General features: G+C 67.8%; 23 protein-coding genes and 2 pseudogenes. 12 read left to right on the top strand and 13 right to left on the bottom strand.

What is annotated here, in order from left to right:
• Positions 1 to 13 precede the first annotated feature (13 nt).
• The 6 genes from P3G67_RS15785 to P3G67_RS15760 form a co-directional block, all read right to left on the bottom strand.
• On the bottom strand, positions 14 to 829 hold the full coding sequence (locus P3G67_RS15785) for an HAD family hydrolase (RefSeq protein WP_276094056.1): 816 nt from the start codon (positions 827 to 829) through the stop codon (positions 14 to 16).
• Between the two features lie 5 nt (positions 830 to 834).
• Entirely contained in the window at positions 835 to 1,515 is a 681-nt protein-coding gene (locus tag P3G67_RS15780) for a hypothetical protein (protein WP_269858097.1), read from the bottom strand.
• 35 nt (positions 1,516 to 1,550) lie between these two features.
• Positions 1,551 to 3,146, bottom strand: a complete 1,596-nt coding sequence (locus tag P3G67_RS15775) for a B12-binding domain-containing radical SAM protein (RefSeq protein ID WP_276094055.1) — start codon at positions 3,144 to 3,146, stop codon at positions 1,551 to 1,553.
• Positions 3,147 to 3,427: 281 nt separating this feature from the next.
• Entirely contained in the window at positions 3,428 to 4,420 is a 993-nt protein-coding gene (locus P3G67_RS15770; RefSeq protein ID WP_276094054.1) for a thymidylate synthase, read from the bottom strand.
• Between the two features lie 124 nt (positions 4,421 to 4,544).
• Positions 4,545 to 4,790 (bottom strand): hypothetical protein, encoded by a 246-nt coding sequence (locus P3G67_RS15765; protein WP_276094053.1) that lies wholly within the window; start codon positions 4,788 to 4,790, stop codon positions 4,545 to 4,547.
• Between the two features lie 759 nt (positions 4,791 to 5,549).
• Positions 5,550 to 6,707 carry a serine hydrolase domain-containing protein gene (locus P3G67_RS15760; protein ID WP_276094052.1) on the bottom strand — a complete coding sequence of 386 codons (1,158 nt, stop codon included), beginning with the start codon at positions 6,705 to 6,707 and terminating at the stop codon, positions 5,550 to 5,552.
• 183 nt (positions 6,708 to 6,890) lie between these two features.
• On the opposite strand from P3G67_RS15760, the gene P3G67_RS15755 reads away from it, so the two are divergent.
• Complete coding sequence (locus tag P3G67_RS15755; protein ID WP_276094051.1) at positions 6,891 to 7,469, top strand: TetR/AcrR family transcriptional regulator; 579 nt, start codon at positions 6,891 to 6,893, stop codon at positions 7,467 to 7,469.
• A 727-nt stretch (positions 7,470 to 8,196) separates the two neighbouring features.
• Here the strand turns inward: P3G67_RS15755 and P3G67_RS15750 are convergent.
• A complete protein-coding gene (locus P3G67_RS15750; protein WP_276094106.1) occupies positions 8,197 to 9,390 on the bottom strand; it encodes an acyltransferase family protein in 1,194 nt (397 codons plus the stop codon).
• Between the two features lie 738 nt (positions 9,391 to 10,128).
• Entirely contained in the window at positions 10,129 to 10,548 is a 420-nt protein-coding gene (locus P3G67_RS15745; protein WP_276094050.1) for a TetR/AcrR family transcriptional regulator, read from the bottom strand.
• A 112-nt stretch (positions 10,549 to 10,660) separates the two neighbouring features.
• On the opposite strand from P3G67_RS15745, the gene P3G67_RS36325 reads away from it, so the two are divergent.
• Both P3G67_RS36325 and P3G67_RS15730 read left to right on the top strand, forming a co-directional pair.
• Positions 10,661 to 11,730, top strand: a protein-coding gene (locus tag P3G67_RS36325; protein ID WP_449343252.1) for an IS630 family transposase whose coding sequence is annotated in 2 segments (ribosomal slippage) — positions 10,661 to 11,147 and positions 11,147 to 11,730 — 1,071 coding nt in all. Because the reading frame shifts where the segments join, the coding sequence is not laid out codon by codon here.
• A gap of 498 nt (positions 11,731 to 12,228) precedes the next feature.
• Entirely contained in the window at positions 12,229 to 13,479 is a 1,251-nt protein-coding gene (locus P3G67_RS15730) for an FAD-dependent oxidoreductase (protein WP_391858264.1), read from the top strand.
• Here the strand turns inward: P3G67_RS15730 and P3G67_RS15725 are convergent.
• Entirely contained in the window at positions 13,428 to 13,898 is a 471-nt protein-coding gene (locus tag P3G67_RS15725) for a DUF3291 domain-containing protein (protein ID WP_391858263.1), read from the bottom strand. The genes P3G67_RS15730 and P3G67_RS15725 overlap by 52 nt on opposite strands.
• 257 nt (positions 13,899 to 14,155) lie before the next feature.
• Between P3G67_RS15725 and P3G67_RS15720 the strand changes: the two genes are divergently transcribed.
• The 4 genes and pseudogenes from P3G67_RS15720 to P3G67_RS15705 form a co-directional block, all read left to right on the top strand.
• A complete protein-coding gene (locus P3G67_RS15720; RefSeq protein WP_276094047.1) occupies positions 14,156 to 14,617 on the top strand; it encodes a beta-ketoacyl synthase N-terminal-like domain-containing protein in 462 nt (153 codons plus the stop codon).
• Between the two features lie 10 nt (positions 14,618 to 14,627).
• Positions 14,628 to 14,828: pseudogene (locus P3G67_RS15715) on the top strand (MBL fold metallo-hydrolase); the annotation flags it as partial.
• Positions 14,829 to 15,102: 274 nt separating this feature from the next.
• Positions 15,103 to 15,603, top strand: coding sequence for a peptidylprolyl isomerase (locus P3G67_RS15710; RefSeq protein WP_276094046.1), 501 nt, complete (start codon positions 15,103 to 15,105; stop codon positions 15,601 to 15,603).
• A gap of 111 nt (positions 15,604 to 15,714) precedes the next feature.
• A pseudogene (locus tag P3G67_RS15705) lies at positions 15,715 to 15,909 on the top strand (transposase); the annotation flags it as partial.
• A 156-nt stretch (positions 15,910 to 16,065) separates the two neighbouring features.
• Here P3G67_RS15705 and P3G67_RS15700 read toward each other — a convergent pair.
• The 3 genes from P3G67_RS15700 to P3G67_RS15690 form a co-directional block, all read right to left on the bottom strand.
• Positions 16,066 to 16,440 (bottom strand): hypothetical protein, encoded by a 375-nt coding sequence (locus P3G67_RS15700; RefSeq protein ID WP_276094045.1) that lies wholly within the window; start codon positions 16,438 to 16,440, stop codon positions 16,066 to 16,068.
• Entirely contained in the window at positions 16,437 to 18,194 is a 1,758-nt protein-coding gene (gene ctaD / locus P3G67_RS15695) for an aa3-type cytochrome oxidase subunit I (RefSeq protein ID WP_276094044.1), read from the bottom strand. Before ctaD ends, P3G67_RS15700 begins: the two co-directional genes overlap by 4 nt.
• A gap of 242 nt (positions 18,195 to 18,436) precedes the next feature.
• The gene (locus P3G67_RS15690; protein WP_276094043.1) at positions 18,437 to 19,288 is read right to left on the bottom strand and encodes a glycoside hydrolase family 16 protein; all 852 of its coding nucleotides are present in this window, start codon (positions 19,286 to 19,288) and stop codon (positions 18,437 to 18,439) included.
• A gap of 663 nt (positions 19,289 to 19,951) precedes the next feature.
• Here P3G67_RS15690 and P3G67_RS15685 point away from each other — a divergent pair.
• From P3G67_RS15685 to P3G67_RS15665, 5 genes are read left to right on the top strand one after another with little or no spacing between them, the layout of a single operon-like run.
• The gene (locus P3G67_RS15685; RefSeq protein ID WP_276094042.1) at positions 19,952 to 20,806 is read left to right on the top strand and encodes a 3-hydroxyacyl-CoA dehydrogenase family protein; all 855 of its coding nucleotides are present in this window, start codon (positions 19,952 to 19,954) and stop codon (positions 20,804 to 20,806) included.
• Positions 20,803 to 21,081, top strand: coding sequence for a phosphopantetheine-binding protein (locus tag P3G67_RS15680; RefSeq protein ID WP_391858262.1), 279 nt, complete (start codon positions 20,803 to 20,805; stop codon positions 21,079 to 21,081). The genes P3G67_RS15685 and P3G67_RS15680 overlap by 4 nt, the downstream gene beginning before the upstream one ends.
• Positions 21,074 to 22,183: an acyl-CoA dehydrogenase family protein gene (locus tag P3G67_RS15675; RefSeq protein ID WP_276094041.1), complete on the top strand. Its 1,110-nt coding sequence runs from the start codon at positions 21,074 to 21,076 to the stop codon at positions 22,181 to 22,183. The genes P3G67_RS15680 and P3G67_RS15675 overlap by 8 nt, the downstream gene beginning before the upstream one ends.
• A 27-nt stretch (positions 22,184 to 22,210) precedes the next feature.
• Positions 22,211 to 23,287 carry an HAD-IIIC family phosphatase gene (locus tag P3G67_RS15670; protein ID WP_276094040.1) on the top strand — a complete coding sequence of 359 codons (1,077 nt, stop codon included), beginning with the start codon at positions 22,211 to 22,213 and terminating at the stop codon, positions 23,285 to 23,287.
• 47 nt (positions 23,288 to 23,334) lie between these two features.
• Positions 23,335 to 24,012 carry an O-methyltransferase gene (locus P3G67_RS15665; RefSeq protein WP_276094039.1) on the top strand — a complete coding sequence of 226 codons (678 nt, stop codon included), beginning with the start codon at positions 23,335 to 23,337 and terminating at the stop codon, positions 24,010 to 24,012.
• 66 nt (positions 24,013 to 24,078) lie between these two features.
• Here the strand turns inward: P3G67_RS15665 and P3G67_RS15660 are convergent, their stop codons facing one another.
• Positions 24,079 to 25,374 (bottom strand): carboxymuconolactone decarboxylase family protein, encoded by a 1,296-nt coding sequence (locus P3G67_RS15660; protein WP_276094038.1) that lies wholly within the window; start codon positions 25,372 to 25,374, stop codon positions 24,079 to 24,081.
• Between the last annotated feature and the right edge of the window lie 187 nt (positions 25,375 to 25,561).

The following is a 25,561-nucleotide window of genomic DNA, read 5'->3' as shown; positions in this document are numbered from 1 at the left end:
CGCGCTATGTCCCCTACGCCGGGCACAGGCATTCCCCTTCCAGCCACTTGGCCACTCCCTCATCGTCATGGTGCCGGGTCACCGCGTCGGCGAGCGCGAGGATCTGCGGACACGCGTTGGCCACCGCGACTCCGAGCCCCGCGGCCGCGAGCAGCCCCGCGTCGTTCGGTGCGTCACCGAACGCCACCACCTCACCCCATCCGATACCGGCGTCGTCGAGAATCCACTGGACCGCGCACACCTTGTCCGCCTCCGGCGCGGAGATCTCCAGCAGTCCCGGGCTGGACGACGTCCACACCACATCGCCCCTTCTGCCGAGCGCCTCCGGGGGAACGTCGGGGCCGCCGTGCACCATCACGCACAGGATGGCGGCCCCGTCTGGCAGCGTGGCGACACGTTCGGCCGTCGCCGCACCACTGGCCAGGACGTCCGGCCAACCGGGGCCGAGCAGTCGATCGTTCTCCCGATCGGCGGCCCACGTGTCCCAGCCGAGCCTCGCGATCGCGGCACGCGCCGTGGAGGGAGCCATCGCACGGGTACGCAGCACCCGGCCGCTGTCCAACTCGCTGACGACCGCGCCGTTGGACGACACCAGCGCGGCGTTCATGCCGGAGGCGGCGGACAGGAGTGTTCGAGCCGACCAGGCAGGACGGGCGGTCGCGAAGACGATCCGGGCGCCATCCGCCGCAGCTTCGCGCAGCACGGCAACAGCACGCTCACTCACCGTTCCGTCCGACCGCAGCAAGGTGTAGTCGAGATCGGTGACCACAACAGCTGGGCGGCTGCCCCCGCGTGCACGGGGACAGCCGCTGTGATGCGTGTCGGCCATAGACGTCACTTGGGCGTGGGCGCGCTGGGCAGCGGCATACGGTGGACGATGGCGGCCGCGTACCGGTGGTAGTGCCATTGCTCGTAGCCGAGATGGCTCTCCCCGCGGATACCGAGGTCGGCGTTCTCGAAGAGTTCCCAGCCCGGGCGGGTGACGATCTCCTGCATGCCCGCGGTGTCCGGGTAGTAACCGCACTGCCTCTCATCGTCGTTGAGTGCGATCAGGTACTCGCCGAAGAAGATTCCGCCTGGTGCGACCATGTTCATCGCATGGTGGACGAGTTCGCGGAGCGTGTGTTGACGGTTGGGCGGCATCGACCACAGGCCGCTGCCCATCACCAGTTGGAAGTCCGCCTCGGCGGGCAGGGTCATGTAGTCCTGCTCCACCACCTTGCACCGGTCCTCGAAGCCTTCGGCGGCGATGCGGTCGTACAGGCCCACGATGTCGTGGTGGCCGTCGACGAGGTCCAACTCGCCACCGTTGAGGAAGAGTTGGTCGGTCTCGACGCCGACGACCTCCCATCCGGCGCGGAGGAGGGGCAGGGCGAACTTGCCGTCGGAGATGCCCAGTACGCAGGCCCGCGGCCGGACCCGACGGGCGTACTCTCCCAGCGGGATGTACCGCGACAGCGCGGGGAAGTAGGAGTAGTAGTTTCCCCAGTAGCTCTTGTGATCGACGTCGAGCATCTGCCCTCCCTCGGGCCTGTTCTCCATGGCGTGATTCATGACACCACTCCGGTCAGGGCTTCGGCCGCGCTGTTTCGGACGCTGCCCCACCTCTTGGCCGCTGCCTCGTGGATGTACCAGATGTCGTCCTCCGTCAGCAGTTTGGAGACCACCTCGGGGTACGCCTCCTCGAAGTAGGTGAAGGGCGGCCGGTTGTCCTTACGCGAGTGGTAGTCCAGCCGGTCCTGCCCGTGTGCGGCGGTTATGGCGGTGCCCGGGTGGTAGGTGAGGATGTTGGGGCTTGCCATGATGAGTAGTTCGTCGTCTATCAGTCGGCCGATCTCCTCGATCGTCTCCTTGATCGTCTCCCGATCCTCGCCGTCCAGCCCGAAGAGCACCGAGCTGCCGACCCGGATGCCATGGCTCCTGATCGTGGTGAGCGCCTCGCGCACCTTGCTCACCCACGCCTCCGGGTTGCGGCGCAGCAGGTTCTTGCCCACGTTGTTCATCACGCGTTGGGCCATGCTCTCGATACCGATGTAGATGTACGTGCAGCCGCTGCGGCGCATCAGGTCCAGCCCGGCGCTGACCTCCGCGGCCTTCGCTCGGTTGAGGACGACGTCCACAGTGAGTTGCGCGCCCCACTCGAAGGGGACATCGGCGGGTTGCCCGGCACGCAGATCCAGCAGGGCATGGCAGAAATCAGTGATCGCCTTCCAGTTCCCGCCCCAGAAGACGGGGTCGTCGAAGAAGGCGGCCTCCGCACCCCAGTGGATCAGTTGCTGGATTCGGGCGGCGGCGTGCTGCGTCTCACTCACCGCGAAGCGGGTGGGCCGGTTGGAGACCTGGATGCTCTCCGAGCAGAAGGTGCATTTGAACGGGCAGGCGTCCAGGGTCATCATGTGCGCTGTTCGACTGCCGAGCACTGAGCTGTTGGCCTGGGTGAAGATGCCGAATCGGGCGCGGATGGAGAACGCCTCGTAGGGAGAGGGGAGTTCCGTCGAGGTGAGGCGGCGCCCCAGCACCGGCTGCACGAGCGTCTCGTCCGGGCATAGGGCCACCACGGTGCCCGATCCGGCCAGATCCTCGTCGGCGGACGCCAACAAATTCATGGCGTCGAGCACCTCTTCGGCCCGAGTGGGCCCGAAGCCGGGCGTCGCGACCAGTGAGACCGCCTGCAGCAGCAGGTCGAGCAGTGGTGCCCCGTCACCGGCGACCACGAAGTCGACAACCCGACGGGCACGGCCGTCACGGATGACCTCGACGGTGCTGCTCCACGACAGCTCGGCGGTCCCGAGGGTGCGGTTGTAGCGAATTGTTTCGTCAGCGTGTCTGCCGCCAATGACCACGACACAGTGGGGGACGTGGGCCTTGGCCAGCTCGGCCATCTCAAGTGCGTACCGGTGGGCCGCCGACACCGCGCTGAGCAGAACGACCTTGGGCTGGAGCGCCCGCAGTTCCGCGACCAGCCGGTCGCGTGCCACGTCGTCCCAGACGCGAGGATCGAAGATGTGGCCGTCCGTCGTCGGGTTCTCGGCGATCAGCGAGTCCCGCGGGCCGTTCGCCGCGCGGCGGTACTCATCGCCCGGATAGCGCCCCCAGTCCGGATAGACGTCGTCGGGTGAAGGCTGATCCGGTAATCCCGACTCCATCCGTGCGACCGACCGCCGTATGGTGAGCGTGAGAGCGGAGTAGAGGCACATCGGGTCACCCGGGTAGGCGATCTCCCCGCCTCTGCTCGTGGCAACCGGTACCAAGGCCGCCATGACCGGGTAGTGGTAAACAGGCTGTCCTGTGGCCGACTCGAACAGTTGCCGTCGTCGTGTGACGCGCTCCGTGAGACCCCGCTGTGCGCTCCGCCGGTCAGCGCAATGGGGCTCCAGGGGAGTGCGAACCGTCATCCTCACCTGCGGATCCCGTTCTTCGCGCACGATCAGATCGCAGCGATCAGGTCCGCGACCCGGTCACTCGATGCCGGGCTGGTCACGAGGGTCGTCGTGTCGCCGAGCTTTCGATAGGCATGAGTGGCCAGGCAGGCACGAGCCACGTCGGCGAAATCGGTGTTCGCCTTGCGCTGGGCGATGGCGTCGACCACGGAGACATCGCCCGCCTCTGCGGCTTGCCGCAGTCGGAGTTCGAAGTCGATGAGTTCGCGTGCGGTCTCCCGGGCACCGTCCGTGGTACCGGGGAACGCGGGCAGGCTGGCCGCCAGCGCGGGCTCCTCGACGATCTTGTTGGCCAGGCCGGCCTCGTTCTCGTAGAAGTGGAAGGTGCCCGACTGGTGGATGTAGGGACCGCAGGGCACGTTCAGCAGCGACGCCGCGTATTGCTGCATCCCCATGAAAAGGAACGCATCGTAAGGCAGCACGGTCAGCGCCTGCTGCGCCCGCATCACGGTGAGCCAGGTCAGTGCGCCGTCCCGGAGGAACAGGTGGACACCCACGGCACAGGGGTATTCGCGTGACTGGCGGAAGTTGTCCTCAGGTTCCAACACCAGGGCGAACGCACGGCGGTGCGCCGGGTCCCGCTCGATGCGGCCGACCACTTCCTCCAACTGGTTGCCGTTGGCGGTCAGCAGCCGGTGCCCGAAGGCACCGCTCAGAGTGTGCTGGTCGTCGGAGTACTCGTGCGCGCCGCGGCGGTAGTACGCCGGAGTGCCGACGTCGTTGCGGCCGTCGAGGGACCAGGCAAGCAGCCCGAAACAGTAGGAGAGGTTGATCGGTAGATGCGGGCTTACCGCCAGACAGGAGGTCGGATCCTGAATTCGGCTCTGGTAGGCGATCAGCTCCCGGTACGGTCGGTCGTTGCGGCCGAAGTCAGAGGCTTTGGAGAGCGGATCGCGCACCGAGGGAACCTCCCGCCCTTCGGTGAGAATGTCGCGCAGGCCGATCGTGTAAGCCTCGGCAAAGGATTGGCAGTTGGTCATCGTAACCTTCCATGACGCGTTGTGTGGACAGGGCGATTTCGCGGAGCTTCGCCGTTGCGCGGCCGCACGGCGAACCGGACAGGACGCCTTGGCTCCGACTCATCTGCTCGCTCGGACCTTCGGATCAGCCCAGTGCGTTGGGCAGGTTCGGAACGCAGACCATTCCCTGGAGATACCGAAAGGGAAAATGCTGACCGTTGGGGCGTGCGTCCTGGTTCGCGTCCTTGCCGAACGGAATGCCGTTACAGGCTCCACGCGAACCGTACGCCCGGCCAGCTCTGTTGTAGCCGCCGTAGTGGAAGCGCTGGTCGGCGGTGACCGGGGTCGGGGCGGTAGCGACCGCAGCGGTGGCGGTCCCTATCGATGCCATCGCCAAGGGGGCACCCATGGCCATTTCAGCCAAGGGTAAGTGATGCATCATCAACTCCTTTGCGCACCCTGCAAGTTTGACCTCGTTGCCCCGCACATGTTTCACGCCTGTTGCCGGTAGGCCAACCCCTTGTTGGCCCCCTATCCAACCCCTATTGCGGGCAGGCTCCACTTCGGTGTTGATTAAACGCAGGGCCGTCGGCCGACCGTCGGTCTTGGCGCGGTCGGTGACTGCTGAAGTGACCGTGGAGGGTGCCGGAAAGTACGTCCACGCTGGTCAAGCCGTATGTCGGTGCTCGTGGAGGGTGCCGCCGAGCCGGGTCGCGTCGGCGTGTGTCCAGTTGGGCGACCCCATCCGGATCGACGATCGCAGGGGTCGAGGGGAGTGCCGAGCCGCGTGGGGTGATCCTCGACGGAGCGGGTGGTGGCGAAGGAGCGTTCCATCCCACGGCGGAAGGCGAGGTAGACCTCGGCGCGCGGGAGCGGCGGAGACCGAGCGCCCGGCTGGGTCCGCGAGGCGCCGTTCGGCGTGGCGTGGCGGCGAGTGGTGGGACCGACGTCTTGACGCGAACCCACGGGGCGACCTCCCTTATCAGGGTTGCCGACCGTGGGTTCATCCTGAAGCGCCTGCAGTTTTCGCGAACGCGGCGCTCGGTGTGACGCCCGTGGGTTTCACGCGACTTGCGCGAGTTCCGCGATCCCGTCTCGGCCGAAGAGATGGAGCGGTTCGCGACCGATGTGGGGGATCGACGGCGCCCGGCTAGTGGAGTGCGGCGGCTGCGGTGTAAAGCGCGCGGATCAGGCGGTCGTTCTCGGGGGCGGCAGCGGCAGGGAAGGGGATCCGCCGACGGGTGTAGCCGTACGCCAGACCATTACGCGGATCGGCGAAGGCCTGCTGGCCGCCCGCGCCGCTGTGCCCGAACGCGCCCTGGCCCAGCACCGGGTAGTACTCGGACGTGGCGTGAAAGCCGATCGCGAACGCCTTCCGCGCACGCTGAACCACGTCGTAACCGATGGACTGGATCTGTCCGAACGCCGCGGCGGTGTTCGGCTTCAGCAGCGGCGCCGCGCCGTCCACCGAACTGATCGAGGCCGCGTACATCCGGGCCAGGCCGCGCGCCGAGGCCACACCGCCAAACGAGGCCGGGCCATTGGTCCGGACCACCTGGAAGTTCGGCAACTCCCACACCTGCGGGCCCTGCGGATGGTTCCGGTTGAAGGCGATACCGGGCAGGCTGTTGGCGGCGGTCGTGCCCGCCGCCAACGCGGCGAGCCGCTCGGGGGTCGCCAGCATCGGCTGCGCGCTGAGGAAACGGGATTCCTGGTCTTCCGGCAGCCCGAGATGGAAGTCCACCGCGAACGCGTCGCGTACGCGCTCGGCGAAGTGCCTCTGAATAGTGCGACCCGTGACGCGGCGCACCACCTCACCGCTCAGCGCCGCTATGACCAGCGCGTGGTAGCCGAACGCGCTACCCGGCCGCCAGTACGGGCGCTGCGCGCCCAGACGCTCCGCCACGATCCGGTCATCGGCGAGTTCCTCAAGGGTGAACCCACCATCCGCGCCGACCAGGCCGGCCTGGTGCGCCAGCAACTCGCGCAGGGTGATGTACCGCTTGCCTTCAACGGCGAACTCCGGCCAGTAGTGGCTGACCTTCTGCTCAAGGTCCAGCACGCCGTCCTGCACAAGCGCCGCGACGACCAGGTGCGCGGCACCCTTGCTCGCGGAGTACGCACCGAGCAGTGAATCACCGGTCATCTCCGGGCCGGTCCACAGGTCCACGACCAACTCGCCGTGCCGATACCCCACCACCTGCGCGGCATAGTCGCCGCCCTCGGCGGCCGCGACCGCGGCGAACTCGTCCCGTACCGACTCGAACCCCTCAGCCACAGTGCCCTGAACCGCGCTGCCTTCCGCCATCGCTACCTCCCAAGGCTGTCGTGATGTCCAGCTTGAACCGGATGCAGTGCGAGCCTAGCACCGTTTGTGACCAGTGGACACAAATATTTTTGGCCAGCGGTCACAAACCCCTGGTGGCCCTCGTTTTTTGAGGGGGTTCTCACCGCGAGCACCTGCCGCTGGTCGTCTTGTAAGGTCCTGACCATGGCTGATTCCACTCCAGCCCGGCAGCGTCCGGGGCGTCCCGCACAGATCAGCCGCGAGCGGATCGTGGACGCCGCCCTCTCCGTCGGCAACCTCGACACGCTGACCATGCGGGACCTGGCTGCCCGCCTGGGGGTCACCCACGGCGCCCTCTACCGCTGGGTCAAGAACCGCGACCAGGTGTTCGACCTCATCAGCGAGGTCATGATTGAGCGCATCCTTCCCCCCGGCGGCCCACGCGGCCGTAACTGGCGGCCCTGGCTGGCGGCCGTCGCCTGGGCGATGCACGACCAGTTCCTCGCCGTGCCCGGCTACGCCACCCGCACCTCACGACCGCACCGCCACACCTCCCATTCCTTCGGACGACTCAGGCAGGAGGTCATCACCGCCTTCGCGAACGCGGGAGTCCGGCCCGACCTGGCCGAGCAGAGCTGGTACATCTTCATCACCTCCGTCGTGAGCTGGCTCGCCGCCCAGGAAAACCCCCTCGAACTCGGCCACGGCGCCCCCCGCTTCGAGCTGTTCCTCGACACCCTCCTCCGAGGCCTACCAGCGCGAGAACCAGGCACCCAAAGATGACAACCACCCCGCCCTGTGGGTGCCGGGAAGGGCATCCACGCTGGTCAGGCTGCATCTCGGTACGGGAGCGTCATGAATTGGGCTGTGCCTGACTTTTGCTGGTGACGAGGCGTGACTGCCATGGCGACTTGGCATGCGGGATGTCAACGAGCTTGTGGGCGTGGTGATTTCGGGGGCGTCCCGGTCCGGCGCGCTGCGTAGTCGCCGGTGCGACTCGTCGAGAGCCCGCTCGCCTTCCTTCCGGACCACCCCCCATCGATGGGCACATCAGCTGGCAGGTCCCGCGCCGCGGCCACCGCGATGTCAGGGAACGCGGGGGATGGCGAAGCGCGGCGGCGGGGGAGCGGACGCACTCGCCCGCCAGCGGACCGCAGCAGCGACGCGCGAAACCCATCCACCATCGCGTCCCGCGTCGGCGCAGGTGGTCGTGGATGGCAGGCGAGGCGCGGTTGCGCTCCGAGTACGTTTCGAGCGCCCGACCTTCATCCCTCCCAGCCGGCCCGGATCCCGCCAATATGAAAGGTCGTGAATGTCCAGTTGGACGGTTCGGTCCAGATCCTCGATCGGCGTAGGCCATGCTCCGCGGAGGGAGACCTGGCCGAGGGCGCGGTGCGGGCGGTGCGTGTTGTAGGTAGCGGGGCCTGCTGGCGGCGACCCGCTTGCTTCGCGTGGTCATCCCGGCAGGTCCCTTCCGGCTGGCCGCTGGGGAGTTGCGTCAGATGGCTCGTTATTCGCGTGGGTGCGGTGTGCTGTCCGTTCCCCGCGCCCGCCGGTGCCCGGCGTGGGCCCGGCTGCCGTCCTCGGCCGTCTTGGGCATCGGCCCGCGGGGCGTGTCGGACCTGCCTGGCTGGGTGGAGTCGACCGGTTCGGTCCGACGTGCCGCACGGCCGCGAAGCGCCAGCAAGCGCCGCATGCACGGCTGCTCCACCCCGACGTACAGCAGGTACGAGGCCAGCAGTGCCACGGGAAGGGCCACCAGGACCGCTTGCAGTCCGCTCCACCCCTGGCTGGTCAAGGACACGTACGCCACCCCCAGCACCATGAGGTGGACGAGGTACACCGCGTAGGACATCTCGCCGAGGAACACCACGGGCCGCCAACGCAGCAGCGACGGTTTGCCCCGCAGATCCAGCTCGGCGGCCGCATGGACCAGAACGACCAGCGGAACCACGGTCGCGGCGGCGAACATGAAGGGCCGCGGAAGGCACGAACTGCTCACCACAATCGTGCTGATGACGCTCAGCGCGGCCAGCAGCACACCCGAGCGCGGGAGCCGCATCCCCAACCCGGGGACACGGGCCGCCAACATGCCGAGGACGAACTCGGGCAGTCTGCTGATCGGCAACATGTACAAGAACCAGTAGTCCATGAAGAACGATCTGTCGGGGTTGACGACAGTCTCGCAGAACACCGGTAGTGCCCAGACAACAGCGACCGCCGCCGCCGCGCCGACCACCAGGCCACGGCCGGACAGCCTCCGGACCCAGCGCAGCAGGACAGGGAAGAGCAGGTAGAAGAAGACCTCAGCGGCCAGCGTCCAGGAAACCGGGTTGCCCGCGGATACGAACCGCTGGCTGGGCACCCAAGTTTGGACGAGGAACAGACTGCACAGTTCCGCGGCGACGGCGGGGACACTCGCTGCCAACGCGCCTGTGCCTGCGAGCGCGGCCACCGCCAGGCACCAGGTGAGCACATGGTTGGGAAGAATCTTGGCGGCGCGCCGCCACCAGAACGCGGCGGTGGTGTCGCCCGGCCGCGCGGCGTGGGTCAGCACATAACCGCTGAGCATGAAGAACAGTGACACCGCGCTCCCGCCCACCCACACCTCGGGGCCGGGGGCGCGGGCGAGGCGGGGTTCGATCAGCAGCATGCTGTGCGTGTAGATCACGGCGCAGGAAGCCGCGAATCGAAGGCCGCTCAGGGACGGAAGGCGCGTGGCACCGGATGTCGCGCGCTTCGGCGGCGTAGCGGCCTTGGCAGGGGCGCAATCTCCGCCTGCCATGGTGGGAGGGCGGTCCGCCGGACCGGGAGTTTGGCACATGGCATGCCTCCTGCGGGAGAACATCCCGGCAGGACATCGCCACCACTCACGCATGGGATGCGCGGACCTGTCGCCGGGATCGGTGGGTATGACTGATCCGATTCCGTGCGGAGGTATGGGCGGCCCGTCAGCGCGGACGACCAGATTGCCCCGAATAGGGGCCTCGCCCCAGACAGATTCCCCGAATTCACCCGGACGGATCAATGTGGGTGCCTTATCGCGCCACGCGCTCCACGCCGGGGGCCCCTCCTCCGTCGTCGGGTGCCAGATCCGACGCGACTGCGAGAGTTTCGGGTCAGCGACGGGAGCGAGGTGACGCGGAGTCGGCCAAGAGGACGCACGTTCGCGAAATGATCGCGGAATGAGCGAGGTGCTTCGGGTGTGAGCGTTCGGCAAGTCAGTGGCGCAGCAGGTTGCCCTACCGGCGCGGCACGGTGCCTGGCGTTGCCTGCAGCCGCACCTGACGCAGGGTTTGCTGGGTGCGCTCCCGCCGACCCGTCGTCACGAACTCCCGCCGCATGACGGCAGGTCGGCCAGTGGCCCACGCGAACCCGCGCCCGGCTGGCAGGAATTGCGCACGGCAGCTGTAGATCGTGATCTGTGGCGTGCCGTCGCCGGTCAGTGGGATGGAGTGGTCGTGGGCATGGGTATGGCTGCCACCACCTGGCCACCGACGCAAAGATCACAATCTACGGATGCCGCGACTGATCGCAGCAGCTCGTGCCCGCCGATCAGGACTTCGCGCAAGTCGGCCAGGGTCTTGCCGGTCTCCTGGTAGTAGCCGCCGAGCTGCACGCCCACCATGGTCGCGAGGTCTAGCCAGGCGCCGTTGGCCCTGCGCAGCAGGGCGATGAGATCGCCGCGCACGCTTTTGGTGTCCGGCGCCGGATCTTCTCGCCTGGCGCCGACGTGGGCGATGGTCGCGTGCAGCAGCTCGTGCCGGTTCGCCCAAGGGCGGGCGATGACCGGACGGCTGGTGCTGGCCCGGCTTGCCACGGTTTCGAGAGTGAATCCGGCGTAGCCGTTCTCGCGCAGCACCGCCCATGTTGGGGGTTTCGGCTGGCCGGGTGCCGCTAGCCGGGCTTGTGCCGCTACTGAGGTTTTCGGTTCGGGGTGATGGTGATCTCGCTGGTGGGTGTATGCCGGTGTTATGCGGTATCCCGATGGAGGCGGTCTGACCGCGAAGCAGCGGGCTGTGCGGGAGCAAGTACGGTTCGAGGCCGCCGAGTTATTCGCGCAAGGGGTGACGCCGCCGCAGGTCGCGCGGCGATTACGGGTCTCCCGCAAGTCCGCGTATGCCTGGCATGCGCGTTGGCGGGAGGGCGGGGTGCAGGCTCTGCGGTCCAAGGGGCCGTCGGGGCGGCCTTCGCGTATGCGGCCGCACTGGCGGACCTGGCTGGCTGCCGAGCTGGAGAAGGGTCCGGCCGCGCACGGCTGGGTGGAGGACCAGCGATGGACCCTGGCCCGGGTGGCCACGATGATCGCGCGGCGCTTCCATGTCCGCTTCAGCACCGCGCAGACCTGGCGCATCCTGCACCAGATGGGCTTTACCGTGCAGGTACCTCAGCGCCGGGCCGCCGAACGCGACGAGGATGCGGTGGCCACCTGGCTCAAGGAGACCTGGCCGCGCGTGGAAAGACGGTGAGGGACCAGGATGCGTGGCTGTGCTTCGCTGACGAGTCGGGCCAGGTGCTCCGGCCGCCGAAGGCACGGACCTGGTCCCGGCGTGGTCACACGCCTCGCGTCTCCGTCCGGGGCTCGGGCTCGGGGCGTATCTCGCTCGTCGGCGTGGTGTGTCGCAGGCGCGGTCATCGCACCCGGCTCATCTTCCGGATGCTGGTGCACCATGGCCGTAAGGGCGAGCGGAAGGGTTTTCGGGAGAAGGACTTCGCCGTCTTGCTGGACGCGGTTCACCAGCAGCTCGGAGGCCCCATCGTGCTGGTGTGGGACAACTACACCCATCATGTCGATGCCGCGATGCGTGAGCTGATCGCCGCGCGCAGCTGGCTGACCGTCTTCCGCTTTCCCTCGTACACGCCCGACCTCAACCCGGCCGAGGGCGTGTGGAGCCATCTGAAGCACAGCCTGGGCAACCTGGCCCCGTGCAGCCTCGACGAACTCGCCGCGCTGGCCCGCACCCGCCTGAAACGGATGCAGTACCAGCCCGGCCTGCTTGACGGATTCATCGCAGAGACCGGACTCACCCCAGCCCCGCCATGACGTCACCCCGAACCGAAAACCTCAGTAGTCCCGCTTGCGTGGGTGGCCGTGCGCGGATGGACCGTCGGGGAGAGGTTCCGGTCCCCGCCAGCGTTCCGGTGTCCGGCACGCCGACCGCGTCGTAGTCGCGCTCCAGGAACAGCGCAATGCTGCGTCCGCCAACGCCTGGCGGGTCGCGGCCTTCTGGCGCTCAGCGCCCCCTCTCGATCACATCACTACACTAGTACATCCGATCCCTAAGTTTATCGATTGCACTTTTTAATCGACTCCACTTATGGTGTGGGCATCCGGCCGCCCAGCCGAGGTCGACCGGAGGATGATCCGCCGGGCGGCGACGGCTGCCGCCTGCCATCACCCGAGCACCGCGTTCCTCACCAATCCGCCACACCTCACGGCACGTTCCCACCCCGACGACCGCGCAGCGAGGCCGCTGGACGACAGCGTGCACCGGCACCACCGCGGCGGACGACCACTCCCTACAGAAGAGGGATTCCACCCGTGACCACCACACCCCGCATCGCGATCATCGGCGGCGGACCCGCCGGACTGATGTGCGCCCGCATCCTGCAACAGCACGGCATCGAGCCAACCGTCTACGACGCCGACGCCGCCGTAGACTCCCGAGACCCGGGAGGCACACTGGACCTGCACGTCGACGCCGGCCAGATCGCCCTGGAGGACGCCGGCCTGATGGACGCCTTCATGGCGCTGGCCCGCATCGAAGGCCAGGCAAAGACCCGCCGGGACCACCACGGCACCGTCCTGGCCGAATACATCCCGGCCGAGGGCGACACGGCAGCCCCCGAGATCGACCGCGGCCAACTGCGCACCATGCTCTTCGAACACCTCAAGCCCGACACCGTCCGCTGGGCACACAAACTGCTCCAGGCCATCCCGGCCGGTGACGGGACACACCACCTGGACTTCGCCAACGGCACCCGCGTGCAAGCCGACTTGGTCATCGGGGCCGACGGAGCGTGGTCGAAGGTCCGTCCCCTGCTCACCGACGCGGTGCCGCAGTACCTCGGGGTCTGCTTCCTCGACGTCCGCTTCGACGATGTCGACACCCGCCACCCCGAGATCGCCGCGCTCGTCGGTGACGGCCACATGTTCACCAACGACAACGACGGCCGCGCGATAATCGTCCAGCGCAACAGCAACAACATGGTCCGCGGCTACATCGCCTTCCGCGCCGAAGCCGAATGGCACACCGAAGCCGGCCTGGACCTCGCCGACCGTGACACCGTCCGCGCCTTTCTCCTGCGGGAGTTCGGCGGCTGGTCACCGACCATGCGTCCGCTGCTCACCGACAACGACAGTGACTACGTACCCCGCTCCTTCTGGGCCCTGCCCGCCCCCCTGACCTGGAGCCACCTCCCCGGTGTCACCCTCATTGGCGACGCCGCCCACCTGATGGCGCCCTTCGGCGGACACGGCACCAACCTGGCCCTCCTCGACGCCGCCGAACTCGCGCAGGCCATCGCCAAGGAGGACGCCGTCGACAAGGCCATCACACGCTACGAAGCAACGATGTTCCCCCGGTCCGGCGAACTCGCCACCGGTTCCAACAACGCACTCCGCGGGTTCTTCGCCACCACGTCCCCAGACGCCCCGCACCTTCCCCCGGACCACGCCCAGGAGCACAGGAACTACATGGCCAGGGCGGCCGAATACCGCCGCCGTCAAGCCCGAGCCGATCAGCGGGTCACTGAGGCCGGGGGGAATGACGTGCGGAGGGTGAAGGCGTAGGGGGTGGGGCCGTGGGTGCGCAGTTGGAGGAGGCGGGACTCCGCCTCGGCCACCGTCGGGCGGTGGCCCGACGGGACCCACCACAGGGCCGTTACCGCCTCCTGCGGGCGCTCGAACCACTCCCTGCGGCGAGCCAGCATCTCTCGGTGCCGACCCTGGTACATGTACGCCGCCAGGGCGTCCACGTCACGCCACACCGACATGTTGACGATCAGCCACTCGTCCCCGAACACCGGCACGTCCGTCGCGTTGCCCGAGTCTGCCTGCAGCCGCCAGACGAAACCGTCGGCGGCGTCCGCGTCGGCGTTCACGGGGTCGAGCGCGTCGATGAAGTCCTTCAACTGCGGTGAGTCCAGTGGGGCCTTGAGGCGGGCGATGTTGACCTGGGCGAGTTCGTACGCGGCTGCGGCTTCAGTCATGACCGAACGGTAGGTCGGCTGTCCCGGCGCTCGACAGGGCCGTCTCACGACGTGGAACACGAGGCCTCTCGGGTCCTCTCGAACCGTCAACGGCGCTTGTCGCAGCGACTTGTGACGATGAGGAGTGTTGGTACGGTGCACTTCGCGCTCACCGTGGCGAGGCGTCGGTGGTGTCCGGGTTGATGTGGCCTAAGGGGCGGGGACGCCGACGAGATGGCGGAGTGCGGTCGTGTTGACCGGGCGACGCCCTGGTCGTCATGGTCGGCCAGGCCCCCCTGCCGGCACAGGAGCCCGCCACCCCGCTCGATACCGATGAGCGGGAGTTCCTCGGGCCAGCCCCCGTCGGCGTGCTCGCGCCCGCCAGGTCCCTCCACCTCACATACGCCTGCGCCTCGGCGCTGTTCGCCGTCTCCTTCGCCCGCGAGGCGCTACGCGCGGGAGCGGCGCCCGTCGCCATCGTCGCGGGCGCCACGGCCTCGAACCACTACGGGTACGCCAGCATGGACGTGGTACGGGCCGTCGGCCGCACGGCCGCACGGCCCTTCGACACAGCACGGGCGGGCATCTCGCTCGGCGAGGGCGGCGGGGCCGTGGTGCTCGAGTCCGCTTCCTGGCGCCCGGCGAGGTCCTCGAGACCTGGATCGAGGGCATCGGCGTGCTGCGCACCCCGTCCGTCGCCCCCTGAGACGCCCGATCCGAGAAGAAGCCGATGCTCATAGGGAGCCGACAGTGCAACTGATCAAGCATGCTCACGGCTGCGTCTCGCTGATCAAGGACGGCGGGCGGATCGTCATCGACCCGGGGGCGGCCACCCCGGACTCGGCCTCGGCGGTGGCCGAAGCTGAAGCCGTCCTGATCATCCACGAGCACATCGATCATTTTGACGAGGACCTGCTCGCCCAGGCCCTTGACGCCCGCCCCGAGCTGCGGGTCTACGGGCCCGCGAGCGTGGTCGGGCGCTGGTCGGCCCGGCGCGGCCAGGTCACCGCGGTCACGGCAGGCGGGTATGGCAGGGGCGACCGGGGCCCAGGTCCCCATCCGGCGGGGGAGGGATCAGTGGGGTCGGGCGTGATGAGGGCCCTCTCCTTCTGCACCAGGGCATCGGCCCGCGCCGACACCCTGAACCCCGTCACGAAATGCGCACGTCAGGACGTTAAGCTCCCAGCTCGAAGATTTTCCGATATCCGAATGAAGGAGCGCAGGCATGGCCGAGACCGGAGCCAACGTCTACTTCGACGTGACCGTGAACGACGAGCCGCTGGGCCGGATCGTGTTCAAGCTGTACGACGACGTCGTGCCGAAGACCGCCCGGAACTTCCGCGAGCTGGCCACGGGCGAGAACGGCTACGGCTACCAGGGCTCGACGTTCCACCGCGTCATCCCGGACTTCATGCTCCAGGGCGGTGACTTCACCAACCACAACGGCACCGGTGGCAAGAGCATCTACGGCGAGAAGTTCGAGGACGAGAACTTCGAGCTGAAGCACGACCGTCCGGGCCTGCTCAGCATGGCCAACGCGGGCCGCAACACCAACGGCTCGCAGTTCTTCATCACGACCATCGTCACCGACTGGCTGGACGGCAAGCACGTCGTCTTCGGCGAGGTCGTCGAGGGCATGGACATCGTCAAGAAGATCGAGTCCCTCGGCTCCCGCAACGGCGCCACCAGCGCCAAGATCGCCATCAAGGAGTCGGGCACGCTGTAAGGGATCCAGCCAGGTCACCTCACGACCGCGAAAGGTGACTCGAACTCACTCGTTCACCTGGTGAACGTTGGACGGCCCGACATGGCGTCTGCCATGTCGGGCCGTCAGACGTTCAGGCGCTCACTGCATCCGTTGGATGTGCGCATGGCGATCGTCTGCGACAACCACTCGCCGCACCTGACGACGAAGCGGTGCCAGCGGGTCGGAACCCGGGCCGCTGCGGACAACGTCGAGCTCGCCTACACCCCGACCAACAGCTCCTGGCTCAACCGGATCGAGGCCCAGTTCACCGCCCTGCGCTACTTCGTTGCCTGATGCGGCACGCTTAGCGCACGGCTCCGGCCGCGCGTACTTCGGCGAGCGCTTGCCGTGCCAGCGGGCCGAAGCCCTCGCTGTTGTTGGTGTCGATCCACTGATCGTAGGCGATCTCCCAGTGACAGGTGGTCGTCGACCACAGGCTGCTCAGTGTCGTGCCGCTAGCATCTCGGCCAGCATCGCCACGCTGCCCGCGGTGACGGTGATCACACCTAGCAGCGTGGCGATCAGACGCATCTTCTGCGATCGGAATCGCAGGGCGTCGAGATGGTGCTGCTGGCGGTAGCACGAGGCGATGTGGTCCATGAGGTGGAGCCTGTCCGCGATGTAGTGGCGGATGACGTCTTGTCGTTGCGAGGCGGTCAGCCATGGCATCCGGTCGGCGAATCGCTCGGCGAAGTGCTGGGCCTGGCTGATCTCGGCCTGCCGGGACAGGTACGACTCGATCTCGGTGATGTCCAGACCGTGATGCGGGTCGCTTTCAGACGGCCGCCTGTTGGTCCTGCTGGCTTCGGTGCTCACCTGTCGGTTCCTTCTTGACCGTCGCCGGGTTCACTTCCGGGCTGCTGTTCTCCGCTGATGGGGGCGGGTTCGAGGCCAGGAGCCAGTTCGCGTTCGGGGATCTCGGGGTGGTGCAGATCGAAGGCCGGAGATTCGGAGCGGATGCGAGGTAGCGTCAGGAAGTTGTGCCGCGGCGGCGGGCAGGCGGTCGCCCACTCCAGCGAACGCCCGAAACCCCACGGGTCGTCAACCTGGATCGGCTTGCCGTACTTGGCGGTCTTCCAGATGTTGTACAGGAACGGAAGCGTGGATCCGCCGAGGATGAAGGAGCCGATGGAGGACACCGTGTTGAGCGTGGTGAAGCCGTCGGCCGCCAGGTAGTCGGCGTAGCGCCGTGGCATGCCGTCGACGCCCAGCCAGTGCTGGACGAGGAAGGTGGTGTGGAAGCCGATGAACAAGGTCCAGAAGTGGAACTTGCCCAAGCGTTCGTCGAGCATTTTCCCGGTGAACTTGGGCCACCAGAAGTAGAATCCGGCGAACATCGCGAAGACCACGGTGCCGAACACCACGTAGTGGAAGTGCGCCACGACGAAGTACGAGTCGGAGACGTGGAAGTCCAGCGGCGGCGCGGCCAGGATGACACCGGTCAGACCACCGAAGAGGAACGTCACAAGGAAGCCGGCCGACCACAGCATCGGTGTCTCGAAGCTCAGTGACCCCTTCCACATCGTGCCGATCCAGTTGAAGAACTTCACACCGGTCGGCACCGCGATCAGGAACGTCATGAAGGAGAAGAACGGCAGCAGCACACCACCGGTGACGTACATGTGGTGCGCCCACACCGTGATGGACAGACCGGCGATGGTGATGGTCGCGGCCACCAGGCCGATGTAGCCGAAGACCGGCTTACGGGCGAAGACCGGAATGATCTCGGTGACGATGCCGAAGAACGGCAACGCGATGATGTAGACCTCGGGATGTCCGAACCACCAGAACAGGTGCTGCCACAGCAGTGCACCACCGTTGCCAGGCTCGAAGACATGCGCTCCGAACTTGCGGTCCGCCTCCAGCACGAGCAGCGCGGCGGCCAGCACGGGGAAGGCCAGCATGACCAGCACCGCGGTCAGCAGCACGTTCCAGCAGAAGATCGGCATCCGGAACATCGTCATGCCCGGAGCGCGCATGCAGATGATCGTGGCGATGAAGTTGACCGCACCGAGGATCGTGCCGAAGCCGGATAGGGCCAGACCCATGATCCACATGTCTCCGCCGACCCCCGGCGAGTGGACCGCGTCGGTGAGCGGCGAGTAGGCGAACCAGCCGAAGTCCGCCGCGCCCTGCGGAGTGAGGAAGCCACCGACCGCGATCAGCGAGCCGAACAGGTACAGCCAGTAGGCGAACATGTTCAGTCGCGGGAACGCCACGTCGGGCGCACCGATCTGCAGCGGCATGATCCAGTTGGTGAAGCCCGCGAACAGCGGCGTCGCGAACATCAGCAGCATGATCGTGCCGTGCATCGTGAACGCCTGGTTGAACTGCTCGGTCGTCATGATCTGCAGTCCGGGGCGGGCCAGCTCGGCGCGCATCAGCAGCGCCATGATGCCGCCGACGATGAAGAAGCCGAACGATGTCGCCAGGTACAGGGTGCCGATCGTCTTGTGGTCGGTGGTGGTCAGCCACTTCACGATCTCGTTGCCCGGCTGCTTTCGCCGTACCGGCGGCAGCTCGGTGGCCCCGCCGACGGCGCCACCCTGGGGTTCGTTGAGGATACTCACCGCGCTGCTCCTGGGACGCCATCAGATGCTCGAATCACCTGGCTCACCATTCCATCGGGTGCCATTCGGGCAGGGTGACCAGACCGCGTGAGGTCTGGAATTGAGCCATTCGGCCCATCCGTGCGTGTCTGGTCGCGGGGCTTGGGGGAAGCGGGGAGGCTCTCCACCGGGTCGGTCTCCGCCACCGCGGTGGCGACAGCGGGGAGTTGCGGGTGGACGGGCGCGCCGACGGACCGGGCTCGTCAGTCCCAGGACCAACCGCGCACCCGGGCGATGTCCATCTGGGCCCATGAGCTGGGGGCGGGGGACCGGCCGTTCAGCGCGGACTCGTTCTGGATGTCCCAGTCCGCGGGCGTGTCGGGAACCGCGGTGCGGGACTCGCCGACCAATCTGCCGTCGAGGTAGAACCGCAGGTCGCCGGGAGTCCACTCGATCCGCGAAGTGTGCCACTGACCCCAGGTCGCGTGGATGCCGAAGCCGTCCTGTTCGCCGTCGGCCGCGTTCATGTGGTGGGCGTACGCGTAGATTCCGCCCGTCCACTCTCCCTCGGGGAAGTCGACCTCGCAGTTGGGGCACCTGTCGTTGTCGGTCGGCGAGAGCAGGTGCGCGCTCTTGTACCCCGCGGCGATGTGGGAGACCCGCCACCTCTCCTCGTACGCGCCGTACCGCAGTCCCATGAGCCGTTTCGGCACGATGGTCGCCGAGTGAACCGGACCGGTGGCTCCGCGCCACATGCGGATGTGGAGTTGGCCGCCTGATATCCAGAGCGTGGTGGCCGGGTCGTAGTATCCGCCGACCGCGTAGTGGCGTTGTGTCGCGGTGTCCGGCCAGCCTGCCGGATACGCCCACCACTTGGTGGCCACGGCCGTCGGCAGGCCGCCGCAGTACGCCGCCGGGGTGTCGACGTGGTGCTTGCAGTCCGAGAAGGCACCTTCGGGCACCGGTGTGTTGAACGTGTCAGTGAAGGCAAGATGCCAGTGCGGGCGCCCGGTCGGCTGTGGTGTGGGCCGACTCGATCGGCGTGCCGGCAGTGGCCCCGCGTGTCCGGGGCCGGCGCAGGCGCCGAGCAGGGCGGCGGCGATGAGGCTGATCACAGCGGCACGACATCTCACGCTGCCCCCTCCAGTGCGCACGGCTTCCTGGCGAGGCTAGTACCCCTGAAATCGCAAGGCCATCGGTCCGCCCAACTGTTCGGGGGGCGTGGCCGTGTGGCCTGCCGGTGGGCGTCGCCGTGGAGGACGCGTGGGCAGAGCGGACGATGGCAGTGAGGCTCTTGCCCATCACATCGCGCCGGACTTGCGACGGACAGCCCTCTGCGCCACTGCCGCTCATCGGCAGGAGCCGAAGCAGCGCGAAGGCGTTGGCCGCGGCGAGGTGGACCAGGCGAAGTAGCACGAGAGAATCATGGTGGGGCTGAAGGCCTGTCCGGTGAAGTCGGCGGAGGAGCGCGGGCACGGGAGGAAGCCGGTGATCAGGCCCTGACCTGGGCGGATGAATTACCGTACAGGCGCAGGGGGGTGACGGGCGGTCACCCCGATTGCCACTGGGGCGGCTAGGGGTTGGCTCGAAGAGGACCGTCGCCCACAATTTTTCGGGAGAAGTCGACCAATTCGATCGACGGCTACCGGTCCCTCGCGTCGAGGATCTGAAAAGGCTTTCCTGCCAGGGTTGTGAGACCGGAGGCTGTGGCCGTCCGCGCCGTGCTCGCGTCAGGGCGTGCTCAAGCAAATGAAGATTGGTGGCAGGTGTTAGCGAATATGCAATCGGATTCGATTGCTGTGTTCGGTGCAGGGGTCATGGGCCGCAGCATCACCGCACTGGCGCTGGGCCGCGGGGTGGACGTCGTACTGGTTGACGTCTCTGACGATGTACTGCAGGACGCCCGGGCGGAAATCACGCAGCAAACGCGACACGGGCAACTCATGGGCGCCTTCCCGGCCGGACGGACCCCCGGAACGTTGACGACAACGCTGTCGAGCGGGGACGCGGCGGATGCCGCCTTGGTGGTCGAGGCGATTACCGAGGACGCCTCGCTCAAGGCGCAGGTCATGGCGGAGATCTCCGGCACGGTTCGCGCCGGCGTCCCGCTGATCACCAACACGTCCGGTATCCCCATCGCCGAACTCGCGAAGTCGGTGCAACGACCCGCGGAACTGGCCGGGGTGCACTTCATGAATCCGGCCTACCTCATCGAGATGGTCGAGGTGATCCGCGGCCCGCAGACCGGCGACGACGCCATGGCCGCCACCCTTTCCTTTCTCGAGCGGCTGGGGAGGAAAGCAGTCGTCGTTCGCGACGCGCCGGGATTCGTCACCAGCAGGCTGCTGCATCCTATGATCAACGAAGCGGCCAGAATCGTGGCCGAGGGCACCGCGAGCGTCGAATCCGTGGACCGGCTGATGCACGGATGCCTCGGTCATCCGACCGGTCCGCTGCGCACCGCCGATCTGATCGGACTCGACAACCTCGCGGACGCTCTTCGGATTCTCGCCGAGCGGACCGGAAATTCCACCTTCGAGCCCTGCGAACTCCTCATGGAGAAGGTGCGCCGCGGTGATCTGGGGCGCAAGACGGGGCGCGGTTTCTATGACTACGGAGAGGTGCTTTCGTGAGCCAGGACCTGGTAACCACCGCTGAGGAGATCGGGCAGGCGATCACGGCGTTCGTCTCGAAGCGGGTCGGCGCGGACGTCCCCGCCGACCAGGACCTCTTCGAGTCCGGGCTGGTGTCCTCGCTGTTCGCCATGGAGCTCGTCGTCCACCTGGAGCAGGCGTTCTCCGTGCAGATCCTGGGGGACGACCTCAAGCGGGACAACTTCCGTTCCGTCCAGGCCATGACCGCTCTCGTGCTGCGACTGAACGGTGCCGAGCAGGCCGCCGATGCCTGAACCGCTCGCAGACGCCCGTGAGTTCGTCGACGATCTGATCGGTGACCGGGCCGCCGAGTGGGACCGGGCCGGTCTGATTCCCGACGACGCGCTGCGCACACTGGCGTCCCGCGGCCTGCTGTGCGCGGAGGTGCCGCAGGCCTCTGGCGGACTCGGGGTGAGCAGCGCGGCGAACGGTGAGTTCACCGCGTACGTCGGCAGCCGGTGCAGCTCGCTGCGGAGCGTGATGACCTCTCAGGGCATGGCCGCGTGGACGACCCAGCGCCTGGGCAATCCGCAGCAGCACGCGGAGTACCTGCCGAAACTGGCCGGTGGCCAACTTGCCGCCGTCGCGTTCAGCGAGCCGGAGGCGGGCAGCGATCTGTCGGCGATGACCACCACCATCGAACCCGACGGTGACGCCGTCGTCGTCCGCGGACAGAAGGTCTGGACGACCGCGGCCCAATACGCCGACATGATCCTCGTCGTCGGGCGCTACGGTTCCGGGGCAGCCGCTGTCGTGGTGCCGGCGTCGGCTCCGGGCGTCACCGTGACCAGGGTCCCGCGGCCGTCCGGCTGTCGGGCGGCGGGCCACGCGGACGTAGGACTCGACGACGTGCGGCTGCCGGCCAGCGCGGTACTCGGCGGCGGGCAGCCGTTGATGCTCCTGGTGACGACCGCGCTTGCGTACGGGCGGATCTCGGTCGCCTGGGGCTGCGTGGGCATCCTCCGGGCCTGCCTCGACGCCGCCCGTCAACACGCCCGGTCGCGGCGGCAGTTCGGCAAACCGCTCGCCCAACACCAGCTCGTAGGCCGCCACTTGGCGAACCTGCTGACCGGTGAGCAGATCGCCACCCGGATGTGCGAACACGCCAGCCGGTGCTGGGACAGCGGCTCTCCCGACATGGTCGTCGCCTCCGTCCTCGCCAAGCAGGTGAGCGCCGTCCAGGCCGCGCAGGGCGCAGCCGCGGCCGTGCAGGTCCTGGGTTCGGCGGCCGCGCACGAGGGCCACGCGGTCGAGCGCGCTTACCGCGACGCGAAACTCATGGAGCTCATCGAGGGCAGTACGGAGATCTGCCAGCTGATCCTTTCCGACCACGCGGTGTCCATCACGGCGAGATGAGACGGCGACATGAGCCAAGGAGAATCGGTGGCTGAACCGACCGCGATCGTGAAGTGCCTGGTCTGGGACCTCGACAACACCCTCTGGCAGGGCACCCTGCTGGAGGACGGCGACGTGAAGCTCGCCGACTCCGTCAGCGAGCTCATCACCGAGCTGGACAGCCGCGGCATCCTCCAGTCGGTCGCCAGCAAGAACGACCACGACCAGGCATGGAAGCAACTGGAGGCGCTGGGCGTCGCCGAGTACTTCGTCCTGCCGCGCATCGGCTGGGGCCCGAAGTCGGACTCGGTGCGGGAGATCGCCGACGAGCTCAACTTCGCGCTCGACACCATCGCCTTCGTCGACGACCAGCCGGCGGAGCGGGCAGAAGTCGAGTTCCATCTGCCGCAGGTCCGCTGCTACGACGCCGAGCGGTTGCCAGAGCTCGCCGCACTGCCGGAGTTCAGCCCGGCGACGGTGACGGTGGACTCGCGCCGCCGTCGGCAGATGTACCAGGCCGGATTCCTGCGGAAGTCGGCCGAGGCGGAGTTCCAGGGGCCGAGCGACGACTTCCTGCGTTCCCTGGAACTGGAGATGCGCATCGGACGCGCCACCGAGGATGAGTTGTCCCGCGTGGAGGAACTGACGCTGCGCACCAGCCAGATGAACGCCACGGGAGTGCACTACTCCATCTCCGATCTGCGCACCCTGCTGGCCGATCCATACCACGAGGTCCTGGTGACCACACTCACCGACCGGTTCGGGCCGCACGGCGCGGTCGGCCTCCAACTGCTGGCGAAGCACGCGGGCGTCTGGAATCTGAAGCTGCTGGCCACGTCGTGCCGCGTGGTGTCGTTCGGCGCCGGTTCGGTGATCCTCGGCTGGCTCGGCGACCAGGCCGCCCACGCGGGCGTCCACCTGGTGGCCGACTTCCGGCGCACCGAGCGCAACCGGATGATGGAGATCGCCTACCGCCTCGCCGGCTTCACCGACGAGTCCTGCGACTGCCGGGCCGGGCTGCCCGCGCCCGCTCAACAAGACATCCAGCGGCTGCATCTGCTTCCGGCGCCCTGCGCCCCGCCGCCCACGATGAAGCTGCACACCGTCAGCCTTCAGGGCGCCTGAGCGCGGGCACGCCCTCGACCGGTCCGATCAGAGAAGATGGATGACGCATGGCGAACCAGCTAGGCCTCCCGGCCGGGCTCTCGGAGTACATCCGGAAGTCCTCCCTGCGCGAGGACGAGGTCCTGCGGCAGCTGCGCGAGACGACGTCGGAACTCCCCGCGGGCAGCGCGTTGCAGGTGATGCCCGAGGAGGGGCAGTTGCTGACACTGCTGGCCGGTCTCACCCCGGCCCGCAGGATCCTCGAGATCGGTACGTACACCGGGTACAGCACCCTGTGCCTGGCCCGCGCGCTCGCGCCCGGCGGACGGCTGGTCACCTGCGACATCACCGAGCGCTGGCCGCAGATCGGCGCCGAGTACTGGACCAAGGCGGGCGTCGACGGGCAGATCGACCTGCGCGTCGGTGACGCGACGGACACCCTCAAGTCCCTCGTCGCGGACGAGGGCCCCGGCACGTTCGACTTCGTCTTCATCGATGCCGACAAGCAGCGCTACCCGGGCTACTACGAGTCGGCGCTGACCCTCGTCGGCGACCACGGCCTGATCGTGGTCGACAACACCCTGTTCTTCGGCAAGGTCGCGGACCCCGATGCCCAGGACCCGGACACCACCGCGATCCGCGCGTTCAACACGCTGGTACGCGACGACCCGCGGGTGGAGATGTCCCTGGTCCCCATGGCGGACGGCATCACGCTGATCCGGAAGAAGCGGCGAACGCGGGAGTGAACAGCCCGGCCGGGGTCGGCCCGGGGGCTGCCGGGCCTCCTCCTCCGCCCACCGCGAGGGCCGCGCTCAGCCGACCACCCTCGGCACGTACGCGGCGTGGGCCCCGTCGGAGTAGCGGCGCAGTTCGACGCCGTACACCTCGGCGGGGTAGAGCTGCTGGCCGAGGAATTCGATTACCCGGTTGAATTCCGGCGGAAATTGACTGGCCACGATGGCCATACGGAGTCTGCCGACGGCAAGATTTGCTTCGAGGCTGCGCAGAAACGAGCTCTTGTCGATCGGGCAATCTATTCGCAGTAGCAAATCCTCTTCGGTGCTGCTGTACAGATGTGCCGTGTAGTCGAGTGACCGCTGAAGTATGTGCAGCGGCCAGTGCCGCGCCCCGCTGCCCGCGTAGTCGAGTGTTTTGCCGAGGGCATCGTTCGCATTCCACGAGTCGTGCGGCTCCACCACTTCGACGATGGTCGGCACGCCTTTGGCGTCGGCGAACAGATGGGTGGCGCTGAAGGAGTAGCCGTCCGTGTCCGGCATGACGTCCGCGGGATTCCTGCGGATCAGCAGCAGCCGCGAGCCGGCGTCGTGCGCGTTCGCGGCCGTGGACAGCAGGTCCGGGTAGCGGACGAGGACCTCGCGCAGAGGCGGTTCGGGGTGGGCCGCCGTCGGTGTCAGCAGGGAGAGCCCCGCCCCGTTCTGCAGCACGATGCGCCGGTTCCACGCCTCGGTACCCCGCGTCGGCGGACGCGACCCCTGCGGGCGCGCATGCCTTCCCGACTTCATCTGCCCCGGGTCCGCGGGCAGCACCGCCGGGCGTTCCAGCCAGGGGTCGATCGGGGCGACGGAGGAATTCAGGATGAAGGCCAGCGTCTTGTACGTCCCGGCGAGGGCCAGCAGTTCGAGGAACTGCTCCTCGTCGTAGCGCTCGGCGAGTCGCTTCCAGGTGCTGTCCGAGATCGCGGACCTGGTGTGGAGCTCGTCGACGGCCACCAGGAGGGCGGCCTCGAAGGGCGTCCACTCGGAGGTGTCCTCCGAGGCGACCCGGGCGATCTCCGTCTCACTCAGCCCGACGAAGAGTCCCGCGGCGTGGTGGTGGGCCCAGATGTACGGGGCCTGGGAGCGCCATGCCGTGCGCAGGATGACGAGTTCGCGCTCGCGCGCCGGGAGGACCTCGCCGGCCACGTGCGCCATCAGCGGCTGCATCGCGGACAGCAGCGTCGGGTGGTTGGCGATGGTCCGCATGACGTTCGGTGCGGGCCTGTCCGCGAGGAGCCCGTTCAGCGACTCCTTCGCCGTCCGGGCATAGGCCTGGCCGGCAGGTGTGACGGCGAATTCGTCCACGTCCTGCGGATCGATCCTGGGCCGCATTCCCTCCCCCTTGGGCTCGCTCGTGTGTGTCGGCTTCTCGGGGGCGGGCGACTCGGCCGCGGAAGCCCTGTCGGGCCGACGGTGTTCCAACAATAATGCCACGGAAGAGTTTTGCCGGGCGTGGGGTATTCGGATTTTTCATGGCGCTGAGTAGCGGTGGAGGCACCGTGTGCACTTGCAAAGGTCG

The organism is Streptomyces silvisoli, assembly GCF_029269905.1.
GTDB classification, from domain to species: Bacteria; Actinomycetota; Actinomycetes; order Streptomycetales; family Streptomycetaceae; genus Streptantibioticus_A; species Streptantibioticus_A silvisoli_A.
The sequence above is the reverse complement of the archived record's forward strand: the minus strand, read 5'-3'. Positions and strand labels throughout refer to the sequence as shown.

What these genes read in the sequence shown, in the direction of transcription:
- P3G67_RS15755 (WP_276094051.1), top strand. Translation starts at nt 6,891, where the DNA reads ATGGCTGATTCCACTCCAGCCCGGCAGCGTCCGGGGCGTCCCGCACAG.
- P3G67_RS15775 (WP_276094055.1), bottom strand. Translation starts at nt 3,146, where the DNA reads ATGGAGTCGGGATTACCGGATCAGCCTTCACCCGACGACGTCTATCCG.
- P3G67_RS15725 (WP_391858263.1), bottom strand. Translation starts at nt 13,898, where the DNA reads ATGACTGAAGCCGCAGCCGCGTACGAACTCGCCCAGGTCAACATCGCC.
- P3G67_RS15685 (WP_276094042.1), top strand. Translation starts at nt 19,952, where the DNA reads ATGCAATCGGATTCGATTGCTGTGTTCGGTGCAGGGGTCATGGGCCGC.
- P3G67_RS15780 (WP_269858097.1), bottom strand. Translation starts at nt 1,515, where the DNA reads ATGCTCGACGTCGATCACAAGAGCTACTGGGGAAACTACTACTCCTAC.
- P3G67_RS15785 (WP_276094056.1), bottom strand. Translation starts at nt 829, where the DNA reads ATGGCCGACACGCATCACAGCGGCTGTCCCCGTGCACGCGGGGGCAGC.
- P3G67_RS15660 (WP_276094038.1), bottom strand. Translation starts at nt 25,374, where the DNA reads ATGCGGCCCAGGATCGATCCGCAGGACGTGGACGAATTCGCCGTCACA.
- P3G67_RS15665 (WP_276094039.1), top strand. Translation starts at nt 23,335, where the DNA reads ATGGCGAACCAGCTAGGCCTCCCGGCCGGGCTCTCGGAGTACATCCGG.
- P3G67_RS15675 (WP_276094041.1), top strand. Translation starts at nt 21,074, where the DNA reads ATGCCTGAACCGCTCGCAGACGCCCGTGAGTTCGTCGACGATCTGATC.
- P3G67_RS15770 (WP_276094054.1), bottom strand. Translation starts at nt 4,420, where the DNA reads ATGACCAACTGCCAATCCTTTGCCGAGGCTTACACGATCGGCCTGCGC.
- P3G67_RS15760 (WP_276094052.1), bottom strand. Translation starts at nt 6,707, where the DNA reads ATGGCGGAAGGCAGCGCGGTTCAGGGCACTGTGGCTGAGGGGTTCGAG.
- P3G67_RS15765 (WP_276094053.1), bottom strand. Translation starts at nt 4,790, where the DNA reads ATGGCATCGATAGGGACCGCCACCGCTGCGGTCGCTACCGCCCCGACC.
- P3G67_RS15710 (WP_276094046.1), top strand. Translation starts at nt 15,103, where the DNA reads ATGGCCGAGACCGGAGCCAACGTCTACTTCGACGTGACCGTGAACGAC.
- P3G67_RS15720 (WP_276094047.1), top strand. Translation starts at nt 14,156, where the DNA reads ATGGTCGGCCAGGCCCCCCTGCCGGCACAGGAGCCCGCCACCCCGCTC.